The sequence below is a fragment of the Halomonas cupida genome (genome assembly GCF_900142755.1).
GTDB classification, from domain to species: domain Bacteria; phylum Pseudomonadota; class Gammaproteobacteria; order Pseudomonadales; family Halomonadaceae; genus Halomonas; species Halomonas cupida.
This window is the reverse complement of sequence record NZ_FRCA01000007.1, coordinates 231,145-248,337: the sequence shown is the minus strand read 5'-3', so window position 1 is coordinate 248,337 and position 17,193 is coordinate 231,145. Positions and strand designations below refer to the sequence as shown.

Genomic DNA, 17,193 nt, shown 5'->3' with positions numbered 1-17,193 from the left:
TTCACCTGAAGGCGAGGTAGCGGCATGGCGACGATCCACGTAGACGGACAGAGCTACGACGTCGACGGGGCGGATAATCTGCTCAGTGCCTGCCTGTCACTGGGCCTCGATGTGCCCTATTTCTGCTGGCATCCGGCGATGGGCAGTGTTGGAGCCTGTCGCCAATGCGCGGTCAAGCAGTACAAGGATGCCGACGATACTCGGGGCATGCTGGTAATGTCGTGCATGACCCCGGCGGCCGATGACAGCAGGATCTCGATCAGCGATGCCGAGGCGCGCGAGTTTCGCGCCAGTGTCATTGAGTGGCTGATGATCAACCACCCGCATGACTGTCCGGTGTGTGAGGAGGGCGGCCATTGTCATTTGCAGGACATGACGGTGATGACTGGCCATGATCGGCGGCGTTATCGCTTTCGCAAGCGCACTCATCGCAATCAGGAACTGGGTCCGTTCATCGCCCACGAGATGAATCGTTGCATCACTTGCTATCGTTGCGTGCGCTTCTATCGCGACTACGCCGGAGGCACCGATCTCGGCGCCTTTGGCGCCAACAGCAACATCTACTTCGGTCGTCATCAGGACGGCGTACTGGAGAGTGCATTCTCCGGCAATCTTACCGAGGTCTGCCCGACTGGAGTGTTCACCGACAAGACCCACTCTGAGCGCTATACCCGCAAGTGGGATCTGCAGTTTGCGCCGAGTATCTGCCATCAGTGCGCCTCGGGCTGCAATATCAGCCCCGGTGAGCGCTATGGTGACATCCGCCGCATCGAGAATCGTTACCACGGCGAGGTAAACCGATTCTTCCTGTGCGACCGCGGCCGCTTTGGCTACGGCTACGTCAACCGCAGCGACCGGCCGCTTCGCCCCGAGTGGCGCAGTGATCGCAACGACACCGCGGTCACTCTGGAGGTCGATGCGGCACTGGGTCGCGGCGCCGACCTGTTGCGCACTTCGCGCCGGGTGATTGGTATCGGCTCGCCGCGGGCGAGTCTCGAAAGCAACCATCAACTGCGTGAACTGGTGGGTGAGGACAACTTCTCGACCGGTATCGCCGCGCAGGAACTGGCGTGCCTGACGGCAATGAACGCGCTGAACCGGAATTGCGGATTGCCTACTCCGACTCTGCGCGATGTCGAAGATCATGACGCCGTACTGGTGCTCGGTGAGGATCTGATCGCCAGTGCTGCCCGCGCTGGTCTGGCGGTGCGCCAGGCGGTCACCGCCCGGCGTACCGAACTGGCCGCCGAGCGCGATATCCCGAGCTGGAACGATGAAGCCGTCAGGACGCTCGGCCAGGACAGCTATCATCCGCTGTACATTGCCTACCCAATCGCCACCGGACTCGATGACATCAGCGCCGGGAGCTGGACGTTGGCGCCGGCCGATATCGCACGACTTGGCTTTGCCGTGGCGCATGCCATCGACGCTGAGGCTCCAGTGGTTGAAGACCTCGACGAGTCCACCAGGCGTGAAGCCGAAACGATCGCCAAGCGGTTGCTCGCGGCGCGCCGGCCGCTGGTTATCGGCGGCGGATCGCTGGGCTCGCCAGTGGTGATCGAAGCGGCCGGCAGTGTGGCCCGGGCATTGTCCCGGCGCACCCGCCAGGGCAGCCTGCTGCTGGTGCGCGGCGAGGCCAACAGTACCGGGCTGACGATGCTCGGCGGAGAGTCGCTGGAGTGGGCGCTCGACGAACTCGATGGCGCGCATGCCGATGCCGTGGTGGTGCTCGAGAACGACCTCTACCAGCGAGCGCCGCGAGAGCAGGTCGATGCCGTGCTGGAGCGGGCCGATGCGGTGATTGTGCTCGATCACCAGCGCACCGCCACTTGGCAACATGCCGATCTGGGGCTGCCGGCGGCGGCCTTCAGCGAAGCCGACGGTACATTGGTCAGCCTGGAGGGGCGCGCCCAGCGTTTCTTCCAGGTGTTTGACCCGCGCTACATTCGCCCCGAGACACGCATCCACGAGAGCTGGCGCTGGCTGCATGCCTTGCGTGCCGACATGCTGCGCCAGGATACCGGTGAGATTACCTTCGATGCGGTGACCCGGGCCTGCGCTGAGCACTATCCTGAATTGCACGACATGCTCGGTTCGTCGCCGAGCGCCGACTATCGGGTGCGCGGGCTCAAGCTGGCGCGCGAGCCTCACCGCTACAGCGGGCGCACTGCGATGCGCGCTCATCTCGACGTCAGCGAGCCGCGTGCTTCGCAGGATGTCGATTCACCGTTCACCTTCTCGATGGAGGGGTATAACGGCTTCGATCGGCCGCGCGAAGAAGTCGCCTTCGCCTGGGCGCCGGGCTGGAACTCACCCCAGGCATGGAACAAGTTTACCGACGAGGTCGGTGGCCACCTGAGCGCCGGTGATCCCGGTGTGCGACTGCTGCATCCGTGCCCGGGTCAGTATGACTATTTTGTCGCGCTGCCGGAACGCTTCACACCGCGCGATTCCGCCTGGCAGGTGGTGGTGCTGCCGCGGCTGTTCGGCGGCGAGGAAACCTCGTCACGCGCTACACCGATCATTGAGCGTGCCGCACCGGTGACGCTGCGGCTGTCTGTCGACGATGCCCAGCGCCTGGGTTGTAGCGATGGCGACTTGCTCAGCGTGGTCACCGACAGCGGCCGAACCAACCTGCCCGTGCAACTCGATGCGGTGCTGCCTGTCGGGTTGGTCGGCATCCCGGCCGGCGTTGAACCGGGCCTGATCAGTGGTGACTGGGCTGAGCTGAAAGCGGAGGCGACGAACCATCACCAAGGCCAGATCATGGGTCAGCGTGACGACGAGACAGGAGGTCGCCCATGAGCTGGTTGTCGCCGGTCATTGTTGCCAGCCTGATCGCCATGCTCCAGGCCTTGGTGATCCTGCTTGTCGCAGTATTGCTGGGGGCGGTCATGACGGTGGTCGAGCGGCGTTTGCTGGGACTCTGGCAGGACCGCTACGGACCCAACCGGGTCGGGCCCTTCGGTTCGCTGCAACTGATCGCCGACATGATCAAGATCTTCTTCAAGGAGGACTGGATCCCGCCGTTCGCCGATCGCACGTTATTCGTGCTGGCGCCGGCGATTGCCATGGCCTCGTTGCTGCTGTCGTTCATGATCATCCCCATCACCCCCGACTGGGGGGTGGCGGACCTCAATATCGGTCTGCTGTTTTTCTTCGCGATGGCCGGCATCAACGTTTACGCCGTACTGTTCGGAGGCTGGTCGAGCGGCAACAAGTACGCTCTGATCGGCGCCATGCGCGCATCGGCGCAAACACTGTCCTACGAGGTCTTCATGGGCCTGGCGCTGATGGGGGTGGTGGCGATGACCGGCTCGTTCAACATGCGGGACATTGTCAACGCCCAGCAGGGGCTGTGGTTCGTGATCCCGCAGTTCTTCGGTTTCTGCACCTTTCTGATCGCCGGGATCGCGGTGACTCACCGTCATCCGTTCGATCAGCCCGAGGCCGAGCAGGAGCTTGCCGATGGCTATCACATCGAGTACTCGAGCATGAAATTCGGCATGTTCTTCATCGGTGAGTATGTCGGCATGGTGCTGGTGTCGGCGCTGATCGTGACGCTGTTCTTCGGTGGGTGGCATGGCCCGCTGTTGCCGCCGGTTGTGTGGTTCGCGCTCAAGGTCGCTGCCTTCCTGGTACTGTTCGTGCTGCTGCGAGCGGCATTGCCGCGGCCGCGTTATGACAGGGTAATGAGTTTCGGCTGGAAGTTCTGCCTGCCGCTGACCTTGATCAATCTGCTGGTGACCGGGGCGGTAATTCTGATTGCCGATCCGATGTGACGAGTCCGCCATGACCGAGGAGAGATGGCCATGTTCTGGAACGTGATCAAAGGAACAGTCTCCCAACTGCGTACGCTGGGCATGATCTTCATGCACAGCTTCCGCAAGCGCGAGACGCAAAACTATCCCGAGGATCCAGTTTATCTGCCGCCGCGCTATCGAGGACGCATCGTGCTGACCCGTGATCCCGACGGTGAGGAGCGCTGTGTGGCCTGCAATCTGTGCGCGGTGGTCTGTCCGGTCGCTTGCATCTCGCTGCAGAAGGGGGAGCAGGAAGATGGCCGCTGGTATCCCGAGTTCTTTCGCATCAACTTCTCGCGCTGCATCTATTGCGGAATGTGCGAGGAGGCCTGCCCGACCTCGGCGATTCAGCTCACCCCGGACTTCGAGATGGGCGAGTATCGGCGCCAGGAGCTGGTCTATGAGAAGCAGGACCTACTGATCGACGGCCCCGGCAAGGACCACGACTACCACTTCTATAAAGTGGCGGGGATGGCGATCGCCGGCAAGGACAAGGGGCGGGCGCAAAACGAGGAACCGCCGATCGACGTCAAGACGCTGCTGCCGTAAGACGGCATTCATCAGCAGGAGGTAGCGATGGAAATCGCCTTCTACTTGAGTGGCCTGATCGCCGTACTGGCGACATTGGGAGTCATCACCAACACCAATCCGGTGCATGCGCTGCTCTACCTTATCGTCTCGCTGATTTCGGTAGCGCTGGTGTTCTTCGCTCTGGGGGCGCCATTTGCCGGGGCCCTGGAGGTGATCGTCTACGCCGGCGCGATCATGGTGTTGTTCGTGTTCGTGGTAATGATGCTCAACCTGGGAGACCAGGGGGCCGCCCAGGAGCGAGCGTGGCTCAAACCACGCATCTGGTTGGGGCCGTCGCTGCTCGCTGCGGTGTTGCTGGTAACGCTGATTGCCACGCTATGGTCGGGCGATGCCGGACGTATGGTCGACGGCGAGATCCTGACCGCCAAGGCGGTGGGGACGTTGCTGTTTGGCCCCTGGCTGATGGTCGTCGAACTTGGTGCCATGTTGCTGCTGGCGGCGCTGGTCACGGCTTCACACGTCGGTCGCACGATCCCTCCCGACAAGCCCCGGATCAATGCTGAATCCGGTGCCCGCAAGGAGGTGTCATGAACGGAGTTCCCATGGAGCATGGCCTGGTGCTGGCATCGATCCTCTTCGTGCTGGGCTTCGCCGGACTGGTCAGTCGACGCAACATGGTGTTCGTGCTGATGAGCCTGGAGATCATGCTCAATGCCGCGGCGCTGGCTTTCATCGTCGGCGGTTCGGCCTGGGGCCAGCCGGAGGGCCAGGCGATGTTCCTGTTGGTGATCACCCTGGCCGCAGCCGAAGCGAGCGTAGGTCTGGCACTGTTGATCCAGCTCCATCATCGCTTCAAGTCGCTTGATGTAGATGCCGTCAACCGTATGCGCGGTTAAGGGAGCCTGCCGATGTCGCAGTTGCCACTGATGTTCCTGCTGCCTCTGACGTTTCTGCTGCCGCTGGCTGGGACTTTGATCCTTGCCCTGTCGCGAGGCAGGCTCAACGCTCGTGCCAGTATGGTGGTCGGCGTTGCCAGTGTCGGGCTGGCCGCGCTGGTCACCGCCCTGGTTGGCTGGAAGTTTCAAGTCAGTGGCGACACCAGCGTAGACATGACGCTATGGACCTGGCTTTCGGTGGGCGATTTTCAGCCGACCATCGGTCTGCACCTCGATGGGCTGTCACTCACCATGCTGGGGGTCATTACTGGCGTCGGCTTCCTGATTCACTTGTTCGCCGCCTGGTACATGCAGGGGGAGAGTGGCATCACCCGCTTCTATGCCTACATGAACCTGTTCGTGTTCAGCATGATTCTGCTGGTGCTTGGCGACAACCTACTGCTGCTGTATCTGGGCTGGGAAGGCGTCGGCCTGTGCAGCTACCTGCTGATCGGCTACTACTACCAGACGTCGGCCAACGGTTGGGCGGCCTTCAAGGCGTTTATCGTCACCCGGTTGGGCGACGTGTTCCTGGCCATTGGCTTGTTCGTGTTGTTCCGTGCGCTGGGCACATTGAATATCGCCGAGATCCTCACACGTGCGCCGGAAGTCTGGGCCGAGGGCACGCTTGAGGTGCAACTGGCGGCCCTATTGATTCTCGGTGGCGCCTTGGGCAAGTCTGCCCAGCTGCCACTGCATACCTGGCTGGCGGATGCCATGGCTGGTCCTACGCCAGTGTCTGCGCTGATTCATGCGGCAACCATGGTCACCGCCGGTGTCTATCTGATCGCTCGACTGCACGGGATCTTCGAGCTGGCGCCAATGGTGCTCTATCTGGTGGGGCTGATCGGTGCGTTGACGTTGTTGATGGCAGGTTTTGCGGCGCTTGCCCAGACCGACATCAAACGGGTGCTGGCGTATTCGACGATGAGCCAGATCGGATACATGTTTCTGGCATTGGGCGTTGGTGCCTATGATGCGGCGATCTTCCACCTGATGACCCACGCCTTCTTCAAGGCGTTGCTGTTCCTTTCTGCTGGTGCGGTGATTGTCAGTTGTCACCATGAACAGGACATGCGCCGGTTGGGTGGCCTGTGGCGCCGACTGCCGCTGGCCTACGCCGGTTTTGTCGTTGGCGGTGCAGCGTTGGCGGCATTGCCGTTGGTTACCGCCGGCTTCTACAGCAAGGATGAGATTATCTGGGAAGCTTGGGCCGCCGGCGATGGAGGCCTGGTGCTGGCGGGCCTGATCGGCGCCTTCCTGACCTCGTTATATACCCTGCGGCTGATCATTGGCACTTTCCATGGCGAGATGAAGAGCGACAACGCGCGCCACGCTGAAGCGGGGCGCGGTCTGGTGCACGGTCTGCCACTGGTCGTTCTGGCGGTCCTGTCGACCTTCGTTGGTGCGGGGATCCATCCACCATTGGAGGATGTACTGCCGTCGAGCCCCGGGGCCGATGTGCACGGTGTCGGCCATATCGTGTTGGGGCTTTTTGCTGCCGCGGCTTCACTGGGCGGGCTGGGACTGGCCGCCTGGCTATTCCTGAAGCGTCGCCGCTGGCTGGCTGACCGCATCGCCGATGGTTGGGGAGCAAGGCTGTGGCGCCTCTGGCATCACGCCTGGGGCTTCGACATCGTCTACGACCGGCTGCTGGTGCGCCCCTATCGGTGCCTGGTATACGTGCTGCGCAACGACATCATCGATCGTCTTGTGCTGGTGGTGGGTTGGATCGCCTGGCTATCTCACCGTGGCCTTGGTTACACGCAGTCGGGCAAGCTGCGACTGTATGCCGTCAGCATGGTGATGGGAGTCACGGTGGTCTTGATCGTGTTGGTGCTGGGCAGTTGAGCAACTGAGCAACGTGATGTCCATGACTTGCAGAACAAGAGGCAGAGGGAGGTCTCCAGTGTATCGACAACCACAGGGAATGCACCGCTTATGACGTTGCTCTGGCTGATCCTGATTCCCTTCGCTGGCGGCCTGTTGTGCTGGCAGGGCGAGCGCTTCGGTGATCAGGCACCGCGCTGGATCGCGCTGGCGACGATGCTGATCGAGCTATTGATCACGTTGGGGCTATGGTTCCACGGTGATTACCACCTGCCGCAGATGGGCACCGGCAGCGAGGGAGTTCGCTGGTCGATGGAGTGGCAGGCAGCGTGGATTCCACGCTTCGGTATCAGTGTTCACCTGGCGCTCGATGGCCTGTCGCTGGTGCTGATTGCGCTGACCGGCTTTCTGGGCATATTGGCAGTACTCTGCTCGTGGAACGAGATAGTACGCCGGGTCGGTTTCTTTCATCTCAACCTGCTGTGGATTCTCGGCGGTGTGGTGGGTGTTTTCCTGGCGATCGACCTGTTCCTGTTGTTCTTCTTCTGGGAAATGATGCTGGTGCCGATGTACTTCCTGATCGCGCTGTGGGGACACAGTGGGTCGGAAGGGCGGACCCGCATCCGCGCGGCGACCAGGTTCTTCATCTATACCCAGGCCAGCGGTCTGCTGATGCTGGTGTCGATTCTTGGCCTGGTCTTTGTGCACCACGCCAATACCGGTGAGTATTCGTTCTCTTACGCAACGTTGATGGAGACGCCGTTATCAGAGGGGACAGCGATGCTGCTGATGCTCGGCTTCTTCGTTGCCTTTGCGGTCAAGCTGCCGGTGGTGCCGCTGCATGGCTGGTTACCCGATGCCCATGCTCAGGCGCCCACTGCGGGTAGCGTCGACCTCGCCGGCATTCTCCTCAAGACCGCCGCTTACGGCATGCTGCGTTTTGCCTTGCCGTTGTTCCCCGAAGCCTCCCAGACCTTTGCTCCAGTGGCCATGACGCTGGGCCTGGTAGGTATCTTCTACGGGGCGCTGTTGGCCTGTGGACAGCGGGACATCAAGCGCTTGATCGCCTATACCAGTATCTCGCACATGGGCTTCGTGCTCATCGGTATCTACGCTGGCACCGAGCTCGCCTTGCAGGGGGTGGTGATGCTGATGGTCGCCCATGCATTCTCGGCGGCCGGGCTGTTCATCCTGAGCGGCCAGCTCTACGAGCGGCTGCATACCCGTGACATGCGCGAGATGGGCGGCTTATGGGGGCGCATGGGCAGTCTTCCGGGGTTCTCGCTGTGTTTCGTTGCCGCCTCGCTGGGTATGCCGGGAACCGCCAACTTCATCGGTGAGTTCATGATCCTGTTCGGCACCTTCCCGGTCGCTCCCTGGACGGTGGTCATCGCCAGTGGTGGGTTGGTACTGGCGGCAATCTACTCACTGCTGCTGATGCAGTGGGTCCACTTCGGCCCGGCCCGGGGCGAGGAGCGCTTCGCCGATCTCGATAGCCGTGAATACCTGATGATGCTTTCGCTACTTGGGTTGGTCCTGCTGTTCGGGCTCTATCCGCAGCCTCTGCTGGATACCACCGGTGCCGCGATGCTCGAAGTGCAGCACCTGTTCGGTGCGGTCGCACCGTCAACCATTCCGCCGACGGGGGCTCCATGATCTTGACCGCGACGCACCTGCTGGCATTGACGCCTCTGGTTCTGGTCTGTGTCACGGCCATCGTGGTGATGCTGGGGATTGCCTGGCGCCGCCATCATACCGCTATCACCATCGTCACGGTTGTTGGCCTCAATCTGGCGCTCATTGCGCTGATCGGCGTGTGGCGCATGGCACCACTGGCCACGCCGATGCTGGCCATTGATGGCCTGGCGATCTTCGCCGCGGTATTGATCCTGGTGGCGGCGCTGGCCTGTGCCACGCTGGGACATGCCTACCTCGAGCACTATCGTGGACCGCGGGAGGAGTTCTATCTGCTGTTGCTGTGTGCCACGGCGGGGGCCATGGTCCTGGCCGCCAGCACCCACCTGGCGACGCTGTTCTTTGGCCTCGAGCTATTATCGATGCCGCTGTATGGCATGCTCGCCTATACCTACCATGAGCGGCGCTCGCTCGAATCCGGTATCAAGTATCTGGTGCTGTCGGCGGCGGCGACTGCCATTCTGTTGTTCGGCATGGCGCTCCTCTACGCCGATACCGGCCATCTGGACTTTGCCGGTCTGGCCACGGGGCTGGTTGCCGATGCTGGCGCCTGGAGCCTGGCGGGTGCCGCATTGATGCTGCTGGGGCTGAGTTTCAAGTTGTCGATCGTGCCGTTTCACCAATGGACGCCGGATGTCTATGAGGGTGGCCCGAGTCCCGCATCAACCTTCCTCGCATCGGCAAGTAAAGTGGCGGTATTCGTGGTTCTGCTGCGGCTGGTCATGGCGGTCCCGGCCTTTCAGAATGCCTTGCTGCACAGCGTACTGGCGGTGTTGGCGATCCTTACCATGCTGGTCGGTAACCTGCTGGCGCTGACCCAGTCCAACCTCAAGCGTCTGCTGGGCTATTCGTCGATCGCTCATTTCGGTTACCTGTTGACGGCGCTGGTGGTCAGCGACGGGCTGGCAGTGGAAGCCACTGGCGTCTACCTGGTGGTCTACATGCTGACGACTCTGGGCGCCTTCGGCGTGGTCACGTTGATCTCCTCGCCATACCGCGGCGAGGACGCAGCAGCACTGCACCACTACCGCGGACTGTTCTGGCGACGTCCCTACCTGACCGCGGTACTTACCGTGACCATGCTGTCGCTGGCTGGCATTCCCTTTACCGCGGGCTTTATCGGCAAGTTCTACATCATTGCGCTGGGTGTCGAGGCCGAGCGCTGGTGGCTGGTGGGCGGGGTCGTCGTCGGCAGTGCCATCGGGCTCTATTACTACCTGCGGGTGATGGTCACTCTGTATCTGGCCGAGGCGGGCATGCAGAAGCGCGATGCGCCTGAGGACTGGGGAGTGCGCGCCGGCGGTGTGGTCGTCCTGGGCGTGGCGTTGTTGATCATTCTGCTGGGGATCTACCCGACGCCGATGATCGACTGGGTGCGGGTCATGGGCGGTGCCATGCTGGGGCCAACCGGCTAGCGCCAGGAGTTCCATGCGCCTCCTTTGAACGTCTTCCTGCATCGAAGAGGCGGATCACTGTCGGTGGAATGACCAACTGATATTGCCGGTCTCACGACAACACGGGTGAACACCATGCCGACTAGACTACATGGAGGAGCGGAAGCCTATGAACCTGACGAATAGCCGTCAGATGGTGGCGCCCTCGACAATCATGCCGTGAGCGACCCGAGTCCCTCGCCATGATGGCTTCTGCAACTATCACTATTGCCCAAGGAGCCACTACCATGAACGATATCAGGATTCATCCCGCCGTAGACGACGGGGTACGTGCCGGCAGTGATAACTTTGCAGGTGCCAGCCTGCATTGCCACTGTATCGACAGCCCTGTCGAGGTCACTGTCAAGGCACAGTGCGCCCACAACCACGTTTGCGGCTGCACCAAGTGCTGGAAGCCAGAAGGAGCCTTGTTTTCGATGGTCGCTGTGGTACCCCGAGAGACCCTCAGCGTCACCGCCAATGAGGACAAGTTGGAGGTGATCGATGCTTCGGCCGCCATCCAGCGTCATGCCTGCAAGGAATGTGGGGTACATATGTTTGGCCGCATCGAAAATACCGACCATCCTTTCCACGGTCTGGACTTCATCCACACGGAGCTCTCCAAAGACACTGGCTGGGCGGCACCTGAATTTGCTGCCTTTGTCTCCTCGATCATCGAGTCGGGAGCCAATCCAGACAACATGGACAGCGTGCGTGGCCGACTCAGGCAACTCGGCCTGGAGCCCTATGACTGCCTGTCACCGCCGCTGATGGATGCCATTGCCACCCATACGGCCAGGGCGAGGGGAGTACTATGACGCCAACTGTCACCATGAGGCACACACCAACGTGATGAACGGGATGTAGTTCCCCCACTCTGTGCCGACGTTGTCGCGTCATATGGGTGGGGGAATCACTTACCGGTCCGAGGATGAGGAGAGCTTCCTTGAACACTATCCAGCCCGGCGTGGATTGCCTTGGGTGATGTGGGAAAGACGTTGTTTATTCAGGAGCGCAGCTGGCCCGTCATGCGGCTCGCCGACTTGCGCACCGTTTCCTCTGGGCTCTTCTCATACGTCGGCGAATCGTGTCGCTGGATCATGAACAGCCTCTCATGCCGTTTCGTCGACTGGCGTCGCGCTCTCTGCTTCCGGTTGGCCAGGAGGTTGCCAATGTACGGGCATGATGTGGTCAAGGCGCGTACGCTCCACCACGAAGTCCACGAAGGTTCGCACCTTGGGCGAGATCAGGCGGCCGCCCGGGAATACGGCATTGAACTCGACTTCGGGACCCTCCCATTCCGGCAGGATGCGCCGCAACTGGCGCTCCTCTGGCCCCAGGCAGGCAACGATCTCACTGGTCAGCATCACGCCATGGCCCTCGACCAGTAGCCCTCTCAGCACGAATGGATCGTTGGCGATGGCAACCGGGTCTAATTCGATTTCTTCCCGGTGCCCCCCCTTGTGCAACTCCCAGAAATAACGTTGACCGCGCTGGTCCCTGGATTTGGCCAGAGCGGGGTGGAAGGCCAGCTCTGCAGGCGTCTGAGGTTCTCCGTGGCGGGCGATATAGCTGTCGCTGGCATAGACGAACGAACGGTAGCTGGCCAAGCGGCGGGCGACCAGACTCGAGTCCGGCAGTTCACCAACGCGCAGCGCCACGTCGATCTGATGAGCCACCAGGTCGAGCCGGTCGTTGGACAGTACCAGTTCGATTTTCACTGCCGGATACAGCTCGCGGAAATCCCGTACCAGTGCCGAAGTGAATTCGGTGCACATGGTGAATGGAGCGGTAACTCGTAGCCAACCCCGGGGGTTGCCTTCCAATTGTTGGACAGCACTCTCCGCCTCGTCCATATCCTGGACAATGCGACTGCAGTAATCGTAATAGACGGAACCTGCTTCGGTCAGGCTCAGCTTGCGGGTGGTTCGGTTCAGCAGCCGCGCGCCGAGGCGCAGTTCCAGCGCCTGAACCTTTCGACTCACGGTGGTCTTGGGAATGCTCAGCAGCCTGGAAGCCGCGGTGAAACTGCCCTGTTCTACGACCCTGGCGAAGATCAAGGCGTCATTGAGATCCGGTTGCATTGTTGTTGTCCCATGTACTTATGTTTCGAAAGCACTTATGTCTCGGAAGTACTTGTGTCCGGGAACTGTCCCACCAGTGGAACAGTATTTCCCTCATATAGTAGGTAATCAAATTGTGGCTGAACTCCTATGGTGTTGCATTGCACTTGCATGCCGGCGGTGTCGATTTCATGCCCTGGCAAACGACTACTTCGATGAACTGGCAGGCTAAGTAGTCCGCACGATACGACAGTCTTATGGCGCTTCCTGCGTAAGCTACGCGCGTTGCATCGATAAGTGGTCCATGGGCATGCGGCTCATTACCTCAAGTTGAATTCGGGATGCAAGCTTGCCGTGTCAGCACCTTCCTGGAGAGATGAACTGATGAGTTATCCCGCCCCGGCACGTGGACGAAGAGGGCACTTGCCCCCCAGGCTGGCGACCCGCGTGTTTTCCATACACATGTTAGTAGCCATGACTGTGGTGCTTGGTGCCATTGCGACGGCCGGTTGCGATAGTCAGGCCGACGGTCTGGGGCAGGAGGCGCCGCCGCCACCGGAGGTCAGTGTGGCCGAGGTGGTGGTCCAGGATGTGAGTTTCTGGGACGAGTTTACGGGCCACATCGAGGCAGTAGAGACGGTGGAACTGCGTTCGCGGGTTGCCGGCTACATCGATAGCATCCACTACACCGAGGGCCAGAGCGTCGACAAGGGAGATGTCCTGTTTACCATTGATCAGCGTCCTTATCGTGCCAGCCTGGATAGTGCGGAGGCCGACCTGCAGCGTGCTCGCGCACGGGTCGAGCTTACCCGTGGTGAGGCCGCCCGCGCCGAGCGCCTGGCTCAGACCCAGGCGATTTCCCGGGAAGAGCTGGACCAGCGCAGGGCAGCGTCACTCCAGGCTCAGGCCGATCTGCATGCGGCCCAGGCCGCACTCGAGACGGCGCGCTTGAACATGGAGTTCACCGAGGTGCGTGCACCAATCGCAGGCCGAACCGGTCGAGCTCTGATCACTGTCGGCAATCTGGTGTCGGACGCGTCCCTATTAACCAGCATTGTCTCTCTGGACAAGGTTCATGTTCATTTCTACAGCGACGAGCAGACCTGGCTGCAGTACGGCGACATGGCCCGTTCCGGAGAGCGCCTCAGTTCCCGTGAGAATAGAACGCCAGTGCGCGTTGGGCTAGCAAACGATGGGGGCTATCCCTACAGGGGCGAAGTGGACTTTGTCGATAATCAGTTGGATGCCGACTCAGGCACCATGCTGATCCGCGCCGTGCTCGACAATGACGCTGGGCGCTTCTCGCCCGGTATGTTTGCCAGGGTACAGATGCGTGGCGGCAGTTCCGATAGGGCCATTCTCGTCGATGACAAGGCCATCTTGACCGATCAGGACCGCAAGTACGTCTACGTTGTCGACGCTGAGGGGCTTGCCATCCGCAAGGATGTGGAGCTCGGACGCATGGCTGATGGATTGCGGGTGATCCGAACGGGCCTGGAACCGGGAGACCGGGTGGTGGTGCGCGGTACCCAGCGGATCTTCTATCCAGGCATGCAGGTGGCGGCGAACAGCATCGAGATGCCCGGAGGAGAGCCCGGCGAACGGGAGTTGGCCACGACTCATTGAGCGTGTTCGAACGTCAATAGCCGTCATTTGACTTCACTGTCGACCGAGTCATCGGGGTAGGCTCTGAATGCCTGCCTCGGCGAGGGAGTATTGCCATGGATTTTGCCAGGTTCTTCATTGACCGCCCGATCTTCGCCGGGGTGCTGTCGATCCTTATCTTCATCTCGGGGTTGATCACCATACCGCTGATGCCGGTCAGCGAGTACCCGGACGTGGTGCCACCCTCGGTGGTGGTACGCACGGTCTATCCTGGCGCCAATCCCAAGGTCATCGCCGAGACGGTGGCCACACCGCTGGAGGAGGCGATCAATGGCGTTGAGGACATGATGTACCTCAAGTCGGTGGCTGGTTCCGATGGTGTACTGCAGGTAACCGTAACCTTCCGTCCCGGAACTGATCCGGATGACGCGGCGGTCAAGGTACAGAATCGGGTCAGCCAGGCGCTGGCGCGATTGCCTGAGGATGTGCGCCGACAGGGGGTGACCACGCAGAAACAGTCACCGACCTTTTTGATGGTCGTGCACCTGACCTCTCCGGATGGCCGCTATGACACCCTGTATCTGCGAAACTATGCCCGCCTGCACGTCAAGGATGCTCTGGCACGTATCCAGGGGGTCGGTGATGCGCAGATTTTTGGTGGTGGCGATTATGCCATGCGCGCCTGGCTTGATCCGGACAGGGTTGCTGCGCGAGGACTCACGGCCGGCGATGTAGTGGAGGCGATACGGGAGCAGAACGTTCAGGTCTCGGCCGGTCAGCTCGGCGCCGAGCCGATTCCCGATAGCGACTTCCTGACCTTGATCAATGCCAGAGGACGGCTGACCTCCGAACAGGAATTCAGCGACATCGTGGTCAAGACCGGTAGCGACGGACAGATCACCTATTTGTCCGATGTGGCCCGTCTGGAGCTGGGGGCCAATGACTACAGCCTGCGTTCGAAGCTGGACGGCGACGACGCGGTCGCACTCGGCGTCTTCCAGGCGCCGGGGGCGAATGCCCTGGAAATCCAGGAAAACGTCATCGCGACCATGGATGAACTTGCCCAACAATTCCCGGAGGGAGTTGAGTACGAGGCGGTGTATGACACTACCATCTTCGTGCGCGACTCGATCGAGTCGGTGGTCAAGACGCTGCTTGAGGCGGTACTGCTGGTGGTGTTGGTGGTGACGCTGTTCCTGCAGACCTGGCGCGCGTCGATCATTCCGCTGATCGCAGTGCCGGTGTCGGTGGTGGGCACTTTCGCTGTGCTCTATCTGTTGGGATTCTCGATCAATACTCTGACTCTGTTCGGTCTGGTGCTGGCGATCGGCATCGTGGTTGATGATGCGATCGTGGTGGTAGAGAACGTCGAGCGCAACATTGAGGAGGGCCTGGCGCCGCTTGCCGCCGCGCACCAGGCAATGAAGGAAGTATCCGGCCCCATCATCGCCATCGGCCTGGTATTGTGTGCGGTGTTTGTGCCAATGGCATTTCTGTCCGGTGTCACTGGGCAATTCTATCGCCAGTTCGCGGCAACCATCGCCATTTCCACGGTGATCTCCACGGTCAACTCGCTGACCCTGTCACCGGCGTTGGCGGCGCTGCTGCTCAAACCACACGATGCCCCAAAGGATCGCCTCACGCGGATGATCGACGGGTTGTTTGGCTGGTTGTTCCGCCCGTTCAATCGCTTCTTTCTCGCCAGCTCCAGACGCTACCAGGGAGGCGTTTCGCGCAGTCTGCGGCGGCGCGGCGTGGTGTTCGGCATCTATGCGCTGTTGCTGGTCGGAACAGGGGTGATGTTCCAGGCGGTGCCGCCGGGTTTTATCCCGACCCAGGATAAGCAGTACTTGATCGCTGGCGTGAAGTTGCCGGAAGGTGCCTCGCTTTCACGTACCGATGAGATGTTGAGCCAGGTGGGTGAGATCGCCATGGAGAGTGAGGGCGTAACCCACACAATTGCCTTCCCGGGGCTCAATGCGCTGCAGTTTACCAGCACGCCCAACAGCGGAGTGGTGTTCCTGCCTCTGGCCCCGTTCTCCGAGCGGAGTCGCTCGGCGGCCGAGATCAATGCCGAAATCAATCAGAAGATAGCCGGATTGCAGGAGGGGTTCGCGTTCTCGTTCATGCCACCGCCGATCCTCGGCCTTGGCAACGGCAATGGCTGGCAGATGTTTATCGAGGACCGCGCTGGGCTCGGCTATGGCGCGCTACAGGGCGCCGTGCAGGCGTTCCAAGGTGCGGTCGCACAGACGCCGGGTATGGGCTTCCCGATTACCAGCTATCAGGCCAATGTGCCGCAGCTTGATGCCGAAGTCGACCGGGTGAAGGCCAAGGCTCAGGGGGTGCCATTGACGGGGCTGTTCAATACTCTGCAAACCTATCTTGGCTCGACTTACGTCAATGATTTCAACCAGTTTGGCCGGACCTGGCAGGTGATAGCCCAGGCCGATGCTTCCCACCGCGACAACGTTGAGGATATCGCCAATCTGCGTACTCGTAATGATCGCGGAGAAATGGTGCCGATCGGCTCTGTGGTGGATATTCAGTGGACCTTTGGCCCGGATCCGGTGCTGCGTTACAACGGCTATCCTGCCGCGGACCTGGCGGGCGAGGCGGATCCTCTCGTGTTGTCCTCGACTCAAGCGATGGAGGCACTGAGCGAACTCGCTGCTGAGGTGTTGCCCAATGGGATGAGCTTCGAGTGGACCGATCTGAGTTTCCAGCAGAGCACTCAAGGCAATGCTGCCTTGATAGTGTTCCCGTTGTCGGTGTTGCTGGTGTTCCTTGCCTTGGCTGCACTCTACGAGAGCTGGACCTTGCCGCTGGCGGTGATTCTGATTGTACCGATGTGCATGCTTTCGGCGCTGTTCGGCGTGCATTTGATGGCGGGTGACAACAACATCTTCGTCCAGGTCGGGCTGGTGGTGCTGATTGGACTGGCCTGCAAGAACGCCATCCTGATCGTTGAGTTTGCGCGCGAACTGGAGATGCAGGGGCGCGGTATCGTCGAAGCAGCGCTGGAGGCTTGTCGTCTACGTCTGCGTCCGATCATCATGACCTCGATCACCTTTACCGCGGCGGTGGTGCCACTGATGCTGGCTGGCGGTGCTGGAGCCGAGGTGCGACAGGCGCTGGGCACGGCGGTATTCGCCGGGATGGTGGGTGTTACGCTGTTCGGGCTTTTCCTCACGCCAGTGTTCTACGTGGCACTACGCAAGTTGGTGACTCGCGGTGAGCGGACTTCGCAAGCACAAGAGGGGTATCAGGCCTGAGTGACTGGAGATGGAAGGCATGC

The 17,193-nt window shown here is 61.0% G+C and carries 12 protein-coding genes; 11 read left to right on the top strand and 1 reads right to left on the bottom strand.

Translation table 11 applies throughout. The features are described 5' to 3' along the window. The first annotated feature begins 24 nt into the window (after nt 1-24). From nuoG to gfa, 9 genes are all read left to right on the top strand, one after another. On the top strand, nt 25-2,805 hold the full coding sequence (nuoG, locus tag BUE38_RS14205; RefSeq protein ID WP_073435864.1) for an NADH-quinone oxidoreductase subunit NuoG: 2,781 nt from the start codon (nt 25-27) through the stop codon (nt 2,803-2,805). After that, nucleotides 2,802-3,782, top strand: a complete 981-nt coding sequence (gene nuoH, locus BUE38_RS14200; RefSeq protein ID WP_073435863.1) for an NADH-quinone oxidoreductase subunit NuoH — start codon at nt 2,802-2,804, stop codon at nt 3,780-3,782. Before nuoG ends, nuoH begins: the two co-directional genes overlap by 4 nt. A gap of 30 nt (nt 3,783-3,812) precedes the next feature. Next, entirely contained in the window at nt 3,813-4,352 is a 540-nt protein-coding gene (nuoI, locus tag BUE38_RS14195) for an NADH-quinone oxidoreductase subunit NuoI (RefSeq protein ID WP_073435862.1), read from the top strand. Nucleotides 4,353-4,379: 27 nt separating this feature from the next. Continuing rightward, nucleotides 4,380-4,925 (top strand): NADH-quinone oxidoreductase subunit J, encoded by a 546-nt coding sequence (gene nuoJ / locus BUE38_RS14190; protein ID WP_073435861.1) that lies wholly within the window; start codon nt 4,380-4,382, stop codon nt 4,923-4,925. Then, a complete protein-coding gene (gene nuoK / locus BUE38_RS14185; RefSeq protein ID WP_073435860.1) occupies nt 4,922-5,230 on the top strand; it encodes an NADH-quinone oxidoreductase subunit NuoK in 309 nt (102 codons plus the stop codon). Before nuoJ ends, nuoK begins: the two co-directional genes overlap by 4 nt. A 12-nt stretch (nt 5,231-5,242) precedes the next feature. Beyond that, nucleotides 5,243-7,120, top strand: a complete 1,878-nt coding sequence (nuoL, locus tag BUE38_RS14180; protein WP_255320770.1) for an NADH-quinone oxidoreductase subunit L — start codon at nt 5,243-5,245, stop codon at nt 7,118-7,120. Between the two features lie 90 nt (nt 7,121-7,210). Then, nucleotides 7,211-8,755, top strand: coding sequence for an NADH-quinone oxidoreductase subunit M (gene nuoM / locus BUE38_RS14175; RefSeq protein ID WP_073435859.1), 1,545 nt, complete (start codon nt 7,211-7,213; stop codon nt 8,753-8,755). After that, nucleotides 8,752-10,209 (top strand): NADH-quinone oxidoreductase subunit NuoN, encoded by a 1,458-nt coding sequence (nuoN, locus tag BUE38_RS14170; protein WP_073435858.1) that lies wholly within the window; start codon nt 8,752-8,754, stop codon nt 10,207-10,209. Before nuoM ends, nuoN begins: the two co-directional genes overlap by 4 nt. A 266-nt stretch (nt 10,210-10,475) precedes the next feature. Next, entirely contained in the window at nt 10,476-11,045 is a 570-nt protein-coding gene (gene gfa / locus BUE38_RS14165) for an S-(hydroxymethyl)glutathione synthase (protein ID WP_073435857.1), read from the top strand. A 294-nt stretch (nt 11,046-11,339) separates the two neighbouring features. Here gfa and BUE38_RS14160 read toward each other — a convergent pair whose 3' ends face one another. Further along, nucleotides 11,340-12,311, bottom strand: coding sequence for a LysR family transcriptional regulator (locus tag BUE38_RS14160; RefSeq protein WP_073435856.1), 972 nt, complete (start codon nt 12,309-12,311; stop codon nt 11,340-11,342). A gap of 441 nt (nt 12,312-12,752) precedes the next feature. Between BUE38_RS14160 and BUE38_RS14155 the strand changes: the two genes are divergently transcribed. Then, on the top strand, nt 12,753-13,916 hold the full coding sequence (locus BUE38_RS14155) for an efflux RND transporter periplasmic adaptor subunit (RefSeq protein WP_073435855.1): 1,164 nt from the start codon (nt 12,753-12,755) through the stop codon (nt 13,914-13,916). A gap of 95 nt (nt 13,917-14,011) precedes the next feature. Continuing rightward, a complete protein-coding gene (locus BUE38_RS14150; RefSeq protein WP_073435854.1) occupies nt 14,012-17,170 on the top strand; it encodes an efflux RND transporter permease subunit in 3,159 nt (1,052 codons plus the stop codon). Nucleotides 17,171-17,193 lie beyond the last annotated feature (23 nt).